We start from the raw sequence: 16,353 nt of genomic DNA, 5'->3' as shown, positions 1-16,353 counted from the left end.
CTAAGGAGGAAATGATTTGAGAGTAATCTTATTCGAAGTTGCAGGACTTTCGATTAGATCCTATGGCGTAATAGTAGGGTTGGCAGTGCTACTTGCGATAGGTGTTGCAAATTATTTAGCTCGAGGGACCAACTATCAAAAACATATATTGAATCTAGTCTTCTACGTAATATTTAGTGCAATAATCGGCGCAAGAATATGGCATGTATTCTTTTTTCAGTGGGGTTATTATTCAAAACATTTGGGGGAAATATTCGCGATTTGGAATGGTGGCATTTCAATCCAGGGAGCGTTAATAGGTGGTTTTATTGCGGCAGCTTATTATGCGCGGAAAGAGAAGATTTCTTTTTGGGGACTTGCGGATATTCTAGCGCCGGCAATCATATTTGGACAAGCTGTCGGCCGAATTGCCTGCTTTTTAAATGGAGATGCATTTGGGGCCCCGACCGGGACTGGCTTCGGAATTGTTTATCCAGAAGGGACTATAGCTTTCGAGCGCTATGGTTCAGTTCCGTTATGGCCTGCTGAAATATGGGAAGGTCAGCTTGACTTAATCGTCTTTGGTATTCTTCTAGTCTTGAAGAATATAAAGTTGCCTAAAGGTGGACAATTTTTAAGTTATAATATTATGTATGCCCTGGTCCGGTTTTCTATGGAATTTCTGCGTGGAGATTCACCGCGTTATGCGTTAGGCTGGACAGCAGGTCAGTGGACGAGTATGAGTATTCTTGTTATTTCTCTGTCTGTGTTCCTTTATTTCTTCACAAGGAACCAGGTGAAAGATACAGTACATAGGGTGTAAGGTGCATGAGTGGAAGAGAACATCCTTTGTGCTTATCGCATAGCTATTTTGGATCTACCATATAGGTAGTGTTGATATCATTGATATAGCTCCGCAAGTAACTAGTAGTCATTTGCCTGGGGTGAAGGGATTAAACCGGCTCTGCCGTGTTCTTCAGTTATGACGCAATACAGTTGTATCTGCCACCAAGGGAACGTCATGGTGGCTCTTTTTTATATAAGGCCAACTCTTCATATTACCACTTTAAAACTGTCTGGTAGCTATCTTATGTGAACATTGAACCCGGCCCTCAAAGATTAATGATTTGTATGGTTCGTATTCTGAATCGTTTTTTGTAAACCTAGCGGCTTCGCTTGTTCAGGATCGTTATGATTTGCAACGGTGACATATACCATAAGGACTGTTGAAATGAAGAGGAACATGAATAGCGGTGAACTCAAGACCTTAAAAGTACCTTTGATTACGTTCTCGCTAGATAAGCGCTGCAACAATAAAGTGTGGGCAAATTGCAAGAATCCGGATACGACCATAAAAAAGAATAGAACATCTTTCCATTCTGATTGAGGAAACATTTGTATCAGCATAACCCCCATTAATCCGGCCATCATCCCAGACGATGCTCCGTTTAAGAACGCCCCCAACCCCATCAGCCCTCCTATTATGCTTCCAGAAAAGATCCCTAGAAGGACACCTAACACCAAAGATAGAACAGGGCCGGCAATATAGAGGCCACTAAAAGTACCGCCTCCAAAACCAACAATCATCCCGACTACCATAGGCGAAACCATTCGAATCGATTCTGTAACTGTCGTCCTAAATCGCAGGATAATGACAAAAGACCAGAGCAAAATGAAGATATAAAAAACAACTGCAAGTCCTAAGGATGACACTTTAACCCCTCCTTTTAATGTGAGTTTGGTTGAATAAGCTTCTTGTAAAGCGTGTCCTTTACCTACAAACAGTGATATGAGAAAGGATTAAAATGTATTCTCCATTAAAAGCCCATAAATGCTACATAAATTCCACAAGGATCTCTTGTACCATGGAGTTACAGGAGGCGAAAAGAAATGAATGCGAAATTATTAACTGGCTTGGGTGCTTTTATACTGACGTTGGGAATCGGTTCCGCAGTATACGCTACAGGAGTTGATTCCGAGATCTCCAAAGGGGATGTTTCTTCCAAGCAAGAGGTAGCACAGCAAGAGACAGATTTTCACCATACGGCGAACATGAACGATACAATGAACGATGAAGTTATGACGGATATGATGAGCAATACCAATATGTCTGAAATGATGAAGCAGCCAGGCATGGACGAAATGATAAATGGTCTTGATATGGAAAAAATGATGGAAGATAAAGACATGAGTGAAATGATGAAAAACCCGGATATGGTGGACATGATGGAAGGTACCCCAATGGATGAGATGATGCGGGATTCCAATATGGATGAAATGATGCAAAGAAACCATAAGAAAGATATGCCTGGGCAGAGCGTAAGTATTTAATAGACTATATGATTAAAGTATAAGGAGGTTATTTCATGAGCTGTTGCGGAAACCATAACCAGCATGACAGTCATAACAATCATCATAAAAAAGGCCCAGCCCATCGTCTGATGATGATGATGTGTTGTATACTTCCGATCGTTCTGTTCGTTATTCTTATCATTGCTAATAATGTAAGTGGTTCAACAAGTAACATGCTTGCCTATAGTGTATTGTTATTATGCCCGCTTTCACATCTCGTACTTATGCCTTTAATGATGCGAAACAAAAAACACTGATTGTGCTGCATCAAATGAGATTTCACCGATTTATTCTAATCAATAACTATCAGTCTAAGAGATCGCGCACTCTTTACTTGGGGTGGCGGTCTCCTTCCTTTTTAACTAGCCTTACTAGAGCTATCTTCATGTAAATAACAAAGTGGAGGAACGAAATGAAGTTATCCAGCAAACTGATTCTATATATAAGCCTTTTCATTTTCATACTCATCGTTTCCTTCAGTACTTTTGCCATCGTGAATATGAATGCCCAGGTAACCCACCTCGCAGAACAAAAGATGGTGTCTAACACAAAGTTGGCGACGGCACTGCTAGATGTTAAATTTCCCGGAGAATGGACGCTGAAGGATGGAAAGTTGTTTAAGGGCGAGGTCTCTATAGAGGGAAATCATGACGTTGCTTTATTCGTTGGAGCATTAACTGGTGATGACATTGTAATTTTTAAAGGCGAGAAAGGGGTAGCCGCATCGTCTAAGGGTAGCCATAATATGGGCGTCACAGAAATAATGCTTGAATCGAACGTAACATCCATCGTCTTAGGTGGGAAGTCGTATGTAGGTGAAGCGCATGATGGAACCGAAATGGCGGTTTATGAACCCATTAAATCCTCAGACGGAACTGTAATTGGGGCTTTCCATATTAGTATGGGCAAGGAAATGTATAATCAGGCAATTAGTCGCTTTAAAATAAATTTGATTGTATTTATGATGATCGGACTCCTTATCGCTTTATTCCTCACCGCTCTTTTCACAAGGAAATTAACCGCACCCTTAAGACAAGTCACTATCATGGCGGAACGAGTTGCAAATGGCGATCTTAGTATCACAGATATCCCCGTCACTTCTAAGGATGAGTTGGGTATCCTTTCGAGAGCATTTAATCTAATGACTCATAACTTACATACACTAGTGTCTAAGGCTCAGCAGGCCGCGGATGAGGTACATAAAGTTTCTGGTGTTGTTCAAATGCATATCAATGGCGTAGGAGATTCATCACTTGAGATCGATCGTACCTTGCAATCCATACTCCAAGGTGCATCCAAACAGGTTGAGGGCATGAATCAAAGTATGGAGGCCGTTGAACATATCCAAATTAGCATACAAGAAATCGTTCAAAGGTCATCACAAGTCGCCAGTGCATCGGAAAATATGGTTGTGCATGCGGATCAAGGCAACGATTGGCTTCTAAGCATCATTTCTGTAATCAACCATTTGAACGCATCCATCACACATGTAGCTAGTAAAATACAACAATTATCGGATAGCTCAGGCAGTATCGGGAACATTGCGACCGTTATTACCGATTTATCCTCACAGACCCATTTGCTGTCGTTGAATGCTTCCATTGAGGCTGCGCGTGCAGGAGAAGCTGGGAGAGGATTTTCTGTGGTTGCAGATGAAGTGAAAAAACTAGCTGAGCAGTCTGAAAACTCAGCCCAAGAAATAAGAATACTCATTGAAAAGGTTCAACATATCACCAGTGAAGCAGCCGAAGGGATGAACACAAGTTTAGCTCAATTAACAGCGGGGAACCAGCACCTAATCTCTGCAGGGAAATCCTTCGAACAGATCATTATCTCCTCTCAACATGTAGCTTCTCAGAATCAAAATGTATATCAAGCAACAAGACAAATGTCAACAGATTCTCACTACATTTCTGATTCTGTTGCGGATGTGACTACGATTGCCGAACACACTTCTTCTCGTATTCAAGGTGTGGTCCAAACTTCGGATATGCAAAGTCAAATGGTTAACCAGATATCAGGGGCTCTTGAAAACATGTCCCAATCGGTTGACCAATTGCTAAAGTCTATCCGTATCTTCAAACTGTAGCATCATGTACGGCCAATCACTAGACTTACCTTAATGATATATAGAACAAGCCCGTTGATATATACCACGGGCTTGACAGTCTTTATTTGATGGTGCCGTTCAGGAAGTCAAATTCCTATCCCATTAGAAAGACGATCAAGCGAAGCTTATCAATATGAGGCACACTATAATTATCTCAGCTAAAAGCCAATTATCATTTACATGATTTCAAGGGTTTCCGTAGACCGTGACTTCGTCTATCGTGATCAAACTGAGGATCATTGTGGGCTGTAATTAACCGCAGTTTCTGCAAAAATTACAAAAGGCAGAGGTTATATACAGGTGCATAAACAAAGAGGTTAAATGAACAGACTAAAAAAGGAGATGAAGTACTTCCTAATCCCCTGTTTACATACGGTAGGGGGGTATGGTATATTGATGGTGAGAGGTGAGGCACATGGAACAATCAGTGGAACAGACTGCATCTCATGGACATCATCGAAAAAGTCATCATTCTGATCAAACGAAGGCCAATCTAATGACCCGGTTAAACCGGATTGAGGGTCAAATTCGTGGGGTTAAAGGGATGATAGAAAAAGATACCTATTGCGATGACGTTCTAAATCAAATTGCGGCGATTCAGTCGGCTCTCAATAGCGTAGGGAAAATGGTTCTGGAAGGTCATATGAAAAGCTGCGTTATTGAACGAATCCAATCCGGCGAACATGAAGTGATTGATGAGATTCTGGTTACCATGAATAAATTAATGAAATAAACAAACGATATGGAGGAATGAAAGATGAAGAACGAAACATTACATGTAGAAGGAATGTCTTGCGGACATTGTGTAAAAAGTGTTGAAGGAGCCGTTAAAAACATTGGGGCTGATGCAAAAGTGAACCTGGAGAAAAAGACAGTTGAGGTCGTTTTTGATGAATCTAGTGTATCCTTGGAAGCCATAAAGAATGCCATCGAAGAGCAAGGTTACGATGTCGTCTAAGTCCGTAAGCAGCCATCGTCAAGATGGCTCCTTTTTTTCAACACAATGTACCCCCTGGGGGTATGAGGGAGGGATAGATAATGAGTTCAACGATATCTAAAAGTGAGGAGCAAACAACCTTACAGATCACAGGAATGACTTGTGCTGCTTGTGCCAACCGGATCGAGAAAGGATTAAGAAAAATGGATGGGGTGACGGAAGCAAATGTGAATTTCGCCTTGGAACGGGCGACTTTGACGTTTGATCCCAAACGTGCAACCATTCCGCAAATGCAAGAACAGATTGAACATTTAGGCTACGGCACTGTAAAGCAAACCACGGATTTCCAAATCACTGGGATGACATGCGCCGCTTGCGCCAATCGGATTGAAAAGGGATTAAACAAAATGCCCGGTGTTGTAACGGCGAATGTTAATCTTGCCCTTGAAACAGCCCGGGTCGAGTACGACCCAGCGACTGTTACTTTGGAAGACATGCAAAAAAAGGTGGAGCAACTCGGGTATAAGGCCATGCCGAAGGAAGGGCAGCAGGACGCCTCCGCACATAAACAAAAAGAAATCTCTAAACAAAAAAGACGGTTTATCATTTCAGCCCTTCTCTCTTTACCATTACTATGGTCCATGATCAGCCACTTCTCGTTCCTATCTTGGATTTGGATGCCTATGATTTTCATGGACCCTTGGTTCCAACTGATTTTGGCTACACCAGTTCAATTTTATATCGGTGGCCATTTCTATGTTGGTGCGTATAAAGCGCTGCGTAATAAAAGTGCCAATATGGACGTTCTGGTAGCCCTCGGGACTTCGGCAGCATACTTCTATAGCCTCTATTTGACGCTCGAATGGGTTCAAGCCGGTGCGGGGGCTCATGGACCGGAAATGTACTATGAGACCAGCTCTATCTTGATTACACTGGTCATCCTCGGGAAATTGTTCGAGGCTCTTGCCAAAGGAAGAACGTCTGAAGCGATTAAAACACTGATGGGTCTTCAAGCCAAGACGGCATTGGTTGTTCGCGATGGACAGGAAATGACTATCCCTGTCGAAGAAGTCGTGGCCGGTGACATCGTAATCGTAAAACCAGGGGAGAAAATCCCGGTTGACGGCGAGGTGGTGGAGGGGGCTTCTTCCGTAGATGAGGCTATGTTAACTGGAGAAAGCCTGCCGGTTGAGAAAAGAACGGGAGATCCTGTCATTGGTGCAACGATTAACAAGAACGGAGTACTTCGAATTCAAGCGACCAAAGTCGGAAAAGAAACGGCCCTGGCTCAGATTATTAAAGTGGTTGAAGAGGCCCAAGGTTCCAAAGCTCCTATTCAACGTGTAGCAGATGCCATTTCAGGTATATTTGTTCCGATCGTCGTAGCGATCTCGGTTCTTGCGTTTATCGCTTGGTTTGTTTGGATTACGCCAGGAGAGTTTGCAAACGCACTGGAGATTGCGATTGCGATACTCGTCATTGCTTGTCCTTGTGCCCTGGGACTTGCGACACCGACTTCCATTATGGCAGGTTCAGGAAGAGCCGCAGAGTCGGGAATCCTGTTTAAAGGCGGTGAACACCTAGAAGCTACCCACCGCATTAATACCATCATCTTAGATAAAACCGGAACGGTGACAAAAGGCAAACCGGAACTGACTGACGTCGTGGTTTCCGGCTGGATGGAAACAGATCTGCTGGCCCTTGTCGGCGCGGCAGAGAAGAACTCCGAGCATCCTCTGGCTGAAGCTATAGTTGCTGGGATTATCGCTAAGGGTATCCAATTGCCGAGAACGGACACGTTTGAAGCGATACCTGGGCATGGTATTAAGGCAAATGTGATGGGCAAGGAAATTCTCGTGGGTACGAGAAAACTCATGGCTCAGTTTCAAGTGTCCATCAATCATGCGCAAGATCAGATGGACCAACTGGAGCAGGCAGGCAAAACAGCCATGCTGATTGCCGTAGATCAGCAGTATGCCGGTATAGTAGCGGTTGCAGATACCATTAAGGAAACCTCGGCACAGGCTGTTAAACGGCTTAAGGACATGGGGATCGAAGTCATTATGATTACGGGTGATAACCAGCGAACAGCTGAAGCAATTGCCAAGCAGGTTGGAATTACGCGTGTATTGGCTGAAGTTCTCCCCGAAGGTAAAGCAGATGAAGTAAAGAAATTACAGGCTCAAGGGAAAAAAGTCGCAATGGTCGGAGACGGCATCAATGATGCTCCCGCCCTTGCCATGGCGGATATTGGAATGGCGATGGGTACAGGAACAGATGTAGCGATGGAAGCTGCTGACGTAACTCTCATGCGAGGAGATCTCAATAGTATTCCGGATGCGATCTATATGAGTCGAAAAACGATGGGGAATATTCGGCAAAACCTGTTCTGGGCGCTTGCGTATAATTCTATCGGTATCCCGATAGCGGCGATTGGTTTGCTTGCACCTTGGGTTGCTGGAGCAGCTATGGCATTAAGTTCAGTTTCTGTGGTTCTGAATGCGCTTCGGTTGCAGCGTGTTAAATTGTAAACTTATTGTATTATATTGGGGAGAAGAGAAGAAGGGTATAATCCAATAATGGATCATGCCCTTTCAATCGTCTCCCCTTATCATTTTTTAACAACTACACTTTGAGGTTGTAATGTGGTGTGATCTACCTAACGTATTGCTTTTTTCGAATCTAACGAAGGGTAAATCTATTCTATAACCATCCTCACTACATTGGTCACCGTACATTGTACGTTCAAACAACACGATCAGGAGTAAGTACGTATAAATCTTCAAACTGTTCTCAAAAATATTCTCATACAAGCAGCATGAGTATTTGTATTATCACCGTAATTTGGAGCACTATTTCAAAACGAAAGTCCGGTTGTTTACGCAAACATACCCTATGGAGACCCGTTATATTTAGCGAGAGTCCTTTGAAAAAAATAAATCGAACGGTTTTTCTATGGGTTCAACACCTTACGAGGAATATGGCAGTGCCCCTTCGGATTACGTTAGGATTACCCCTATGGGATCGAAATCAAATCACTTTTGATTTTAAAGAGAGGCCAATCCCAGTTTCCCTCTTTCTGAGATATTTCCCGTTGAGGTGGCCCATGGTTAACTGTTCGGCATAAGCGAAAAAATGCTAGTTGTCAATGAGCACATTCTCATATGTTGCTGGCCGATACTGAGGTCTGCGGTCAGAAACCACTATACATAAAATAGAATGACGAGGCATGGCGCTGTTTGTCGTGCATGGCATTCATAAAGTGTATTTCAATCAGGGAATCATTTGCCCTGTAAGCTAATAAGCTGTTTTTACTAATTCATCGTTATCTGCGATTCTAACACCTTTTAGGAATGTCTTTAGCATCTTACCGATGAGAATTTAAGCTATTATCCCCTAGATGGCTCAAGTTCGTAGTAAATCAAAGGTAATGCTTGGATTCGTTAATCTGAGTACGTATAACTCTGGATCATAGAGCAATTCAATCGCATTATTAGAAAGCGGAGTCTCCGGACGTGTACGTGTATATATTTGGTCTTTATTTAGATAATAACTAACGATCAAACAACATTCAAATAATGAAAAGAGAGGGAATGAAAATGTTACTTGCCAACTCCGCTACTCCAAAGCACTATACGCATTGTATTGAAGCCTGCCTAAAATGTGCACAGGCTTGCGAAGAATGTTTTTCAGCATGCCTAAAAGAGACTGATGTTCAAGCAAGAACCTCAATGATCAAGATGCTGAACGATTGCGCAGAAATCTGCCTTCAGGCAGCTCAATTAATGAGCAGAGACAGTATGTTTGCGAAGGCAAGTTGCGAGCTGTGTGCCATGGTTTGCGAAGCATGCGCCAAAGATTGTGAAGCGTTTAAAGATGCCCATTGTCAAGAATGCGCAAAATTCTGCCGCGAATGTGCAGAAGCTTGTCGGCAGATGGCAAGAGCGTAACGAGTGCAATGAAACATCGAGCAGGAGTATCTCGAATTCAAGAGATACCCTGCTTTTTTAGGTTAGGTGTATTGGTGTGCATCGGATTTTATTTAAGCAGTTGGAGGGTGTTTTCTCCCTTATGAGCAAAATCACACACAAAACTCAAATAAAGAACACGAATCTTACATATTAATCTCTTAAAATAAAGTCAATCAAAGATTACACATTTAAGAATTCAGAGGAGGAATAAGGCAATGGCATGGTCATGGAATCGGGTATATATAGTGCCGTTAAGTATAGGATCGGTTTTGTTTGGGGAAAAGACAGTGAATAAAGTAATCTCTAAACAAATAGAAACGGATTGGACCATTCACGCAGACTATTTCGAGGCAGCGGTACAGAATGAACAATTAAAACGAGAACTTTCCAGCTTACGCTAAGTTTTATAAAATGATCATTATGGAAAAAGGAACTGATCCCATCAGTTCCTTTTTGCTTTAACAAGTACAGATGTTCGAAATGGCGTCGAGCGCTTCAACCGATTTTCCGTATTTGCACATGGCGTTACAGTCGTTTCGTAAATCCGAAAAACGAATGTATGAGATAGGGCCGCACTGCGTTTGTTGCAAAGAAGGACGAAGCAGTTGTGCACGCACTTCTTTTTCCCGTTTATCCGGGCAAATCAGATACAACCTGGACGTTGCATTTCCTACGGATAATGATAAGTCATGCAGCCTGAGAATGCCGGAGTAGATGGAGGTGCTCTTTTCAACTTCAAATCCCGATACAATCTCATTATGTTCATTGAGCCAAAGAACATCGATAAAAGCGATTGTATCCGCAATAGATTTAGGGAGATCCATGGCTGGAAATACAGAAAGAGAATACCGCCCTAGAGGCTCGTCCTGCCATTGTCTCTGATGATCGTTCTGGGCGATCCAGACGTTGTACCCAAAGGACCGTCCCAGTCTCGCCAAATACAGCTGCATTTCGGAATGTTCACTTTCTTCGTTAGTATCATTCAGCACCTCCAGATGCCGCTTATACCGCCCCTTTTCCCGTTTCTTTTCCTCCTCTTGAAGAAACGCCTCAGCATTCCCGCTAACAATCAAGCGCCCGGTGCCTATTTCAAACAATAAGCCGGAAATGGCGCCCAGGTCCTTGGATAAGGATGAGCGGTAAGCCGTGTTGATGTCCAGCAATGTCTCGCGCATCTCCAAGTAAGCCGGCCAGGAGCCGAGCTTTATCTTACGATCCAGCAGGGAGTTAAACCCATTCACGATGGCTGTGTTGAACGGGGGGAAAAGTGTAGGATGCAAAAAATACAAGATATTAGCTACCGCAGGACCAAGGCCTTTGATATGGTATTGATCCAGTTTCACAATCTCGGTCAACAATTGTTTTTCGTCAGAGGCTTGTAACACGGCCTTCAAAAATCGGCCAAAAGCCAGCTGGTTCTCTTCATTTTCATAAATGTCGGGAATACGCAGTTTAGGTTTCCAGTAAAACGCGTGTGCAGCACCTTCAAAAACTTGTTTTTGTTCACAAATCGCCGCAAGAACATCCTCCAGTGGAGAGCCCTTAAAGTCGTTTCCAAAAAATCGTGCCTCAATCGCTTTTATAACATCGTTCACACCGGTTTTAATGGTCCGAAAAGCCTTTAACCGATCGCTGTTGTTTAAAAACCAGGTGTGGTATACCGATTCCTGGTCAGTTTTATAATCTAAAATAAGCTGCTGTAACTCTCGGTTCATGTCGAAGTCGCCCCCATATTCAAATCATATCTAGGATTATAATGTCGATTTAACAGAGTTGCTGTGCGATTTGTTCGTTATAAAAACATGTTATGCCCATCAATTCTACATACTTTCCCCAAAGTCAGTTGGTATCCTTAGGCTACATCAACGAAAACAAATAACATTAATATTAAAGGAGGTGAAAAAGGTTGAAAGCATTACGCAGCACGATTGGCTTCCTTCTCCTTGTCATCATTGTAGCAAGTTTAGGTTATATCGGTTGGTATGCCAACGATAAAGGATTAATCTCGTGGAACAGTCTAAGTACCTCGACAACAAATTCGAATGTCCATAGTCAGCATTCGGCGTCCGTTGCGCCCGAAGGAACATCCACTAACCCAGTCACCACGCTGAGGGAAAGAGTATCTGCAGCCCAGCAATCGATGAAACAAATGGCTAACAATATGATGGCGTATCCGTCAGAAGCCGTATTAAATGGGTCTTCTGTTAACGACGGTGAAACAGGAGGAACTGCCTCACAACAAGCGGTGCCTGGATCAATTCAAGTTCAAAAGGGCATTTACTCCTTATCAGAAAGTGTGTATTTATTAGCACAGCTGGAGCAAACCCTGGATAACGGAATGGGGTTTACTGAATCGGCAAACCCGACGTATGAGACGTATCAGTTCCGTTATAACCTGCTGCTACAAAGCCAAAAGACGCTTAGCGAGGTGAATACAAAGCTCAATGAAGCTAAGAATGGTATTCTCCTAAATGGAACAGGAATGATGGGTAGCAATAATATGCAGGAAACGAGTAGAGCCATCTATGATATGGCCCAGACGGTGATGGGAATTACCAGTCTGAATCAGTGGGTCGAGCTGCAGATTCAACAGACCGTCTCACAAGCCCAGAATGTGCTTGCCGCAAGTAACTCCAATCTAGACAACAGCATCTTCAATGGACTTGGCAATCCAAGTCTCATGATCCTGATCGTGGGTATCTTTACAATTTTGTTGGTAGTCGCACTCGTTGGCGTGATCGGCAGTATACTAACCCCCCGTCCGGAAACGGCCAGTGCCGAAAATCACCTTTAACTTAAGGAGGAAGTAACATGATGGATATGAATATGTCCGGAGGAACGCAAGGAACGCTGAACTACACCGGAAATTATCAAGGGATGGAAATGGAAGGCGTTGCGGGTACAGGAAGCGTCATTTCCGGCATTCTGGGAACGGTGACCCAGCTGCTTTTGGTGGCTCTGGTTCTCAGTCTGGTGGTTGGTCTCGCCATTTGGTTAAAAAACAAGTACTTTAAGGAATCCTATAGCAAAGCCAAGACCGTAGTCGGTAATGATCCTATGCTTAAGACCATTTTCGTTCTGGCAACCACGCTTATTGGTGTCATAGTCGTTCTGTATCTGCTGGGCATCGTTCTGAATGGCGGATTTAGCGCTGGTGGAATGGGCATTGTAGGTTCTTGGAGTGTGGCCGGCATATTAACGTTTTTTGTAAAACTGCTGACTATTCTGTTTGTCATCGCTTTGATTGCTTTCCTGTATAACTATGTTAAGCAAAATGTAAGCCAGTCTACAATCAATGCAACGAATGGTGCGGTTCTCACAACAGGTGCGGAACCAAAAACGAATCGCACAGATGTAACGCCGGATGGCGAAACGAAAAAAGACTAAATGAATCGCAGGTGATCGTTTATGAAGTTTGATTTTATCCTCCATTGGCTCTGGGCGCTGGTATTCTCGGTACTGGCCCTTAGTGGAATCGCTATGGCTGGAGCCAAGTATGGCTGGTTGATGCAATATGATATCGCGATGGCGGATATCGTACACCGGATAGCTGCTATCGTGTATGTACTGCTCACTTTCATTGTGATGATGTACGAGATCATCCGCATTCTTCGCCGGGATAAAACCAAAAAGCCTTGGCTTGTGTTCGGGCCATCCGGGTATGGACTGTTCACCTTCATCACAACACTCATCTTCATCATTACCGGTGCGATTATTTGGCTCTTTATGGACAGCAATCATGCAGCTACCGCGTTTTCACTTTGGATTCATGAAAAACTGACTTATCTGGCTGTAGCAAGCGTGATCTGGCACATTTACATGAAAACCCATGCGCTAACATGGCCTAAAAAAAGGGCTGCGAAACCTAAATAATGATTGCTCAAGGGAGAGAGGGCCTTTATCATGTGGATGCAAAAAAAGTGGTTCAAGCTATTCATCTGGTTTGTAACCACCTCGTTCTTCTTCGCTCTTGCCGCCATACTCATTTCCATGTTCAGGTTTGGACCTACAGAACAAGAGGTGATGCAGTTTATGATGGGCATGATGAAGGCCATGGATTCCTCTCTGATGGGGCTGTCGATGCAAGTGAAAGAGGACACAAACATACACAGTCTAATGAACCAGAGCATCGCTTTTGCCTTTCCGTTATTGTCTATAAGTATAGCGGCTGGAGTGTACGTACGGTGCAGAAGAAAGGTGTAAAACCATGTTTAAAAAGCAGAAAATGCCGTTCTGGCAACTCACCGCCGTTTTTGCTGTCATTTCGGTGCTCGTGGTTGCCCTATCCTGGGGAAACCGCACGGAGAATGCAGCTAAAATGGACGCATCAATGGCCGATATGATGAAGAACGAAAGTTTATCCAAGGCTACGATCCCTGATCTGTTTACAAACGAAGGGATGGCAGCAGGAGCGGGGAATGGGAACAGCCAGCATGAGGGCCACCATGATCAACAGGGAAAACTGTACACCATTCATATCGTCACCACTGCGTTGCTTCTTCTAACAATGCCAATGATTATTGCCGGAACAGTATTTCTTGCGATCGTATGGCCGAAGCCGTTAAACGGGAGGAAAAGGAAATGAATGTTCTAGGTTCATTTGGCAATCTGTACATGGCCGTTTTACTGATCTTGCTTTCAGCCGGGCTCATTTTTACTGTCTATGAGATGGTAAAAAAAACAGTTGGCTATATCAGCGAGAGCCGGGGGCAAAAAGGAACTACAACTTCTAGCAAATTTGGAGGAATGACAATAATGAAAAGTAGTGGTTGGTTAAAACTGGCGGTATTTTCGTTTTTCGGACTTATCATTTCTGTAGTACTGCTCAATGTAACAAATCCGACTGCAGCATCTTCTACAAATGATCAACATAGTGTGCACGTAAACGGCACTGCAAACGCGACAGGTACGATGGGGAATATGAGCGGGACGGTGAATGGAACGGTCAACGGGACGGTCAACATGGACCAGATGAATGAAGTGATGCAGCGCATGAATCAGCTTCAGCAAGATATGATGATGATGCAGCAGCAATATATGAACGGTATGCAGTCACAATCCAACATGAATATGGGGTCGTCCGGCGGTATGAGCGGTTCTGGAGGTATGATGGATGATGATATGGATATGAACATGGGCGGCGGCAGTAGCGGAAGCAGCAGCAGCGGCGGCATGGGCATGATGTAATTTAAGCGGGAACGGAGCAGCGTTCGTCTTTATTGACCGAACGCTGCTTTTTTAAATCATCTATCTTTGAATAGGAGGAAGACAGATTGAGCAACAGAAGTTTGGTATGGTTGCTTTTCTTTGCATTGATTCTTGGTGGAACGGCAGCCGGCCTTTATATGAATGGAACCTCTGCAGCTGGTCAGAACTCAACCGGCATGGCTCCCCAAGCTACGGAGGATGATATGTCATCCATGGATCATAGTGCGCATGGCATATCTACAAATGTAACGGAGGAGGAAACATCTGTACCAAGTTCGACTCCGACTGCTATAGTACCTACACCGACATTGCCCGTTACTCCTGGGCCAGAAAACACGACTGCCCCTTCAAGTGAGCCTACGGCGCTGGAACCAAAAGAGGGCCAGCCGGTAAAAGGGTTTTCTCTCACGGCCATGAACCGTACTTTGACCATTGCTGAAGGGATAACGCTGCCTCTATGGACATTTAATGGCACCGTTCCAGGGCAGGAAATTAGAGTCACACAAGGGGATTTTGTGGTTGTTACCTTGAAGAATGAACTGGAGGAGCCGGTATCCATTCACTGGCACGGTTACCCAGTCACCTCAGAGGCGGATGGCGTCCCCGGGGTGACACAGGAGGCAGTGAACCCTGGAGAAACCTTCACATACCGCTTCTCGGCCGATATACCGGGTACCTACTGGTATCATTCTCATCAGGAAAGCTCCAAGCAAGTAGACAAAGGACTTTACGGCGCACTGATCGTGGAACCCAAATCAGAGCCTAAACCGGATCAAGATGTGACTCTCCTCTTAGACGAATGGATGGAAGAGCAGGAAACCTCCAGCCACAGCGTTCGTGGCTCTTCATCTCAAGCGATGAGCGAAGAAGAGATGATGGCCACGATGTATAACATTTACACGGTTAATGGGAAGTCGGGTTCCTTAATTGATCCCTTGACGACCAAGGTAGGGGATACGATTCGCTTACGTTTGATAAATGCCGGGTATCGCTCGCACGCCATTCATATTCCCGGAGAATTTAAAGTTGTCAGCTCAGATGGTCAGGATATAGCTGAACCTGGAGTACTGAATAACCAAATGGTTACGGTGGCGCCAGGGGAACGGTACGATATAGACATGACCATCAAGAATAACGAAGACTTTACGCTGGATGCACATGACAATAATATGTATAACGATCAGTTGGTGATCCCGGTAAAAGTCGCCGGAAGTAATGGAGTAATCAGCAAGATCCAGCATGAAAATATACCGGTTTTCAATTTGCTGCAATATGGAAAACAGGTAAATACGGATTTGCGAACGGTCAGTTCTTTTGCAGTGGAGTATACCGCCATTTTAAATTCTAGAATGAATGGGAATGAGCAACAGTACACGATCAATGATCAGGTCTTCAAGGATCTTCCTGCACTTCAGGTCAAGACGGGGGATTATGTTCAATTGACGCTTCAAAATGACGATACAGTAGACCATCCCATTCATATCCATGGTCATTTTGCTCAAGTGATCGAGCGAAATGGGGAAGTGGTTAGGGGTACGATTATGAAAGATACCGTGCTGGTCAAACCAGGGGAAAAGATTGTTTTAGTCTTCAAAGCAGACAATCCTGGTAACTGGTTGATTCACTGTCATGAGCTTCATCATGCAGCGGGAGGAATGGTTCAGAAATTGATCTATACGGATTACAAGTCCACCTACACGCCGAGTTCCTCTGAAGGGAATAAACCTGAATAAAAGAGTGATTCATAAATATTCCCCCATAAAAAGTGAAGAGGGTGTAAGAACTTTAGTAAGTTC

At 43.9% G+C, this 16,353-nt stretch carries 17 protein-coding genes; 15 read left to right on the top strand and 2 right to left on the bottom strand.

The window, feature by feature from the left end:
• The first annotated feature begins 16 nt into the window (after window positions 1-16).
• Window positions 17-802, top strand: coding sequence for a prolipoprotein diacylglyceryl transferase (gene lgt, locus F1379_RS16770; RefSeq protein ID WP_150271819.1), 786 nt, complete (start codon window positions 17-19; stop codon window positions 800-802).
• A 296-nt stretch (window positions 803-1,098) separates the two neighbouring features.
• Here the strand turns inward: lgt and F1379_RS16765 are convergent, their stop codons facing one another.
• Complete coding sequence (locus tag F1379_RS16765; RefSeq protein WP_150271817.1) at window positions 1,099-1,692, bottom strand: hypothetical protein; 594 nt, start codon at window positions 1,690-1,692, stop codon at window positions 1,099-1,101.
• 177 nt (window positions 1,693-1,869) lie between these two features.
• Here F1379_RS16765 and F1379_RS16760 point away from each other — a divergent pair, with 177 nt between their 5' ends.
• The 7 genes from F1379_RS16760 (at window position 1,870) to F1379_RS16730 (ending at window position 9,750) form a co-directional block, all read left to right on the top strand.
• Window positions 1,870-2,310, top strand: coding sequence for a DUF4175 domain-containing protein (locus F1379_RS16760; protein ID WP_150271815.1), 441 nt, complete (start codon window positions 1,870-1,872; stop codon window positions 2,308-2,310).
• A 433-nt stretch (window positions 2,311-2,743) separates the two neighbouring features.
• A complete protein-coding gene (locus F1379_RS16755) occupies window positions 2,744-4,420 on the top strand; it encodes a methyl-accepting chemotaxis protein (protein ID WP_150271813.1) in 1,677 nt (558 codons plus the stop codon).
• Window positions 4,421-4,856: 436 nt separating this feature from the next.
• The gene (locus F1379_RS16750) at window positions 4,857-5,174 is read left to right on the top strand and encodes a metal-sensitive transcriptional regulator (protein ID WP_054940734.1); all 318 of its coding nucleotides are present in this window, start codon (window positions 4,857-4,859) and stop codon (window positions 5,172-5,174) included.
• Between the two features lie 24 nt (window positions 5,175-5,198).
• Window positions 5,199-5,399, top strand: a complete 201-nt coding sequence (locus F1379_RS16745) for a copper ion binding protein (protein WP_054940735.1) — start codon at window positions 5,199-5,201, stop codon at window positions 5,397-5,399.
• An 80-nt stretch (window positions 5,400-5,479) separates the two neighbouring features.
• Window positions 5,480-7,909 carry a heavy metal translocating P-type ATPase gene (locus F1379_RS16740; protein WP_150271810.1) on the top strand — a complete coding sequence of 810 codons (2,430 nt, stop codon included), beginning with the start codon at window positions 5,480-5,482 and terminating at the stop codon, window positions 7,907-7,909.
• A 1,068-nt stretch (window positions 7,910-8,977) separates the two neighbouring features.
• Window positions 8,978-9,328: a four-helix bundle copper-binding protein gene (locus F1379_RS16735; RefSeq protein ID WP_068724072.1), complete on the top strand. Its 351-nt coding sequence runs from the start codon at window positions 8,978-8,980 to the stop codon at window positions 9,326-9,328.
• 236 nt (window positions 9,329-9,564) lie between these two features.
• A complete protein-coding gene (locus F1379_RS16730) occupies window positions 9,565-9,750 on the top strand; it encodes a hypothetical protein (protein ID WP_054940736.1) in 186 nt (61 codons plus the stop codon).
• A gap of 57 nt (window positions 9,751-9,807) precedes the next feature.
• Here F1379_RS16730 and F1379_RS16725 read toward each other — a convergent pair whose 3' ends face one another.
• The gene (locus F1379_RS16725) at window positions 9,808-11,064 is read right to left on the bottom strand and encodes a hypothetical protein (RefSeq protein ID WP_068723316.1); all 1,257 of its coding nucleotides are present in this window, start codon (window positions 11,062-11,064) and stop codon (window positions 9,808-9,810) included.
• A 191-nt stretch (window positions 11,065-11,255) separates the two neighbouring features.
• Here F1379_RS16725 and F1379_RS16720 point away from each other — a divergent pair, with 191 nt between their 5' ends.
• From F1379_RS16720 to F1379_RS16690, 7 genes are all read left to right on the top strand, one after another.
• Window positions 11,256-12,143: a hypothetical protein gene (locus F1379_RS16720; RefSeq protein ID WP_150271808.1), complete on the top strand. Its 888-nt coding sequence runs from the start codon at window positions 11,256-11,258 to the stop codon at window positions 12,141-12,143.
• 17 nt (window positions 12,144-12,160) lie between these two features.
• Window positions 12,161-12,736 carry a hypothetical protein gene (locus F1379_RS16715; protein ID WP_150271806.1) on the top strand — a complete coding sequence of 192 codons (576 nt, stop codon included), beginning with the start codon at window positions 12,161-12,163 and terminating at the stop codon, window positions 12,734-12,736.
• 21 nt (window positions 12,737-12,757) lie between these two features.
• Window positions 12,758-13,222 carry a cytochrome b/b6 domain-containing protein gene (locus F1379_RS16710; protein WP_068723311.1) on the top strand — a complete coding sequence of 155 codons (465 nt, stop codon included), beginning with the start codon at window positions 12,758-12,760 and terminating at the stop codon, window positions 13,220-13,222.
• Between the two features lie 30 nt (window positions 13,223-13,252).
• A complete protein-coding gene (locus F1379_RS16705) occupies window positions 13,253-13,552 on the top strand; it encodes a hypothetical protein (protein ID WP_068723309.1) in 300 nt (99 codons plus the stop codon).
• A 4-nt stretch (window positions 13,553-13,556) separates the two neighbouring features.
• Window positions 13,557-13,934: a hypothetical protein gene (locus F1379_RS16700; protein WP_150271803.1), complete on the top strand. Its 378-nt coding sequence runs from the start codon at window positions 13,557-13,559 to the stop codon at window positions 13,932-13,934.
• Complete coding sequence (locus F1379_RS16695) at window positions 13,931-14,536, top strand: hypothetical protein (RefSeq protein WP_150271801.1); 606 nt, start codon at window positions 13,931-13,933, stop codon at window positions 14,534-14,536. The genes F1379_RS16700 and F1379_RS16695 overlap by 4 nt, the downstream gene beginning before the upstream one ends.
• Window positions 14,537-14,622: 86 nt before the next feature.
• Window positions 14,623-16,290: a multicopper oxidase family protein gene (locus tag F1379_RS16690; protein ID WP_150271799.1), complete on the top strand. Its 1,668-nt coding sequence runs from the start codon at window positions 14,623-14,625 to the stop codon at window positions 16,288-16,290.
• Window positions 16,291-16,353: the final 63 nt, after the last annotated feature.

The sequence above is a fragment of the Paenibacillus tepidiphilus genome, from assembly GCF_008635795.1.
In the GTDB taxonomy this organism is placed as follows: Bacteria; Bacillota; Bacilli; order Paenibacillales; family Paenibacillaceae; genus Paenibacillus_AQ; species Paenibacillus_AQ tepidiphilus.
Note: the sequence above shows the minus strand (reverse complement) of the source record. Positions and strands in the feature narration are given on the sequence as shown.

Bases quoted from the DNA above. Each gene is read 5' to 3' on its own strand.
- F1379_RS16730 (WP_054940736.1), top strand. From the start codon at position 9,565: ATGGCATGGTCATGGAATCGGGTATATATAGTGCCGTTAAGTATAGGA.
- F1379_RS16725 (WP_068723316.1), bottom strand. From the start codon at position 11,064: ATGAACCGAGAGTTACAGCAGCTTATTTTAGATTATAAAACTGACCAG.
- F1379_RS16700 (WP_150271803.1), top strand. From the start codon at position 13,557: ATGTTTAAAAAGCAGAAAATGCCGTTCTGGCAACTCACCGCCGTTTTT.
- F1379_RS16735 (WP_068724072.1), top strand. From the start codon at position 8,978: ATGTTACTTGCCAACTCCGCTACTCCAAAGCACTATACGCATTGTATT.
- F1379_RS16745 (WP_054940735.1), top strand. From the start codon at position 5,199: ATGAAGAACGAAACATTACATGTAGAAGGAATGTCTTGCGGACATTGT.
- F1379_RS16705 (WP_068723309.1), top strand. From the start codon at position 13,253: ATGTGGATGCAAAAAAAGTGGTTCAAGCTATTCATCTGGTTTGTAACC.
- F1379_RS16710 (WP_068723311.1), top strand. From the start codon at position 12,758: ATGAAGTTTGATTTTATCCTCCATTGGCTCTGGGCGCTGGTATTCTCG.
- F1379_RS16695 (WP_150271801.1), top strand. From the start codon at position 13,931: ATGAATGTTCTAGGTTCATTTGGCAATCTGTACATGGCCGTTTTACTG.
- F1379_RS16755 (WP_150271813.1), top strand. From the start codon at position 2,744: ATGAAGTTATCCAGCAAACTGATTCTATATATAAGCCTTTTCATTTTC.
- F1379_RS16740 (WP_150271810.1), top strand. From the start codon at position 5,480: ATGAGTTCAACGATATCTAAAAGTGAGGAGCAAACAACCTTACAGATC.
- F1379_RS16715 (WP_150271806.1), top strand. From the start codon at position 12,161: ATGATGGATATGAATATGTCCGGAGGAACGCAAGGAACGCTGAACTAC.
- F1379_RS16760 (WP_150271815.1), top strand. From the start codon at position 1,870: ATGAATGCGAAATTATTAACTGGCTTGGGTGCTTTTATACTGACGTTG.
- F1379_RS16750 (WP_054940734.1), top strand. From the start codon at position 4,857: ATGGAACAATCAGTGGAACAGACTGCATCTCATGGACATCATCGAAAA.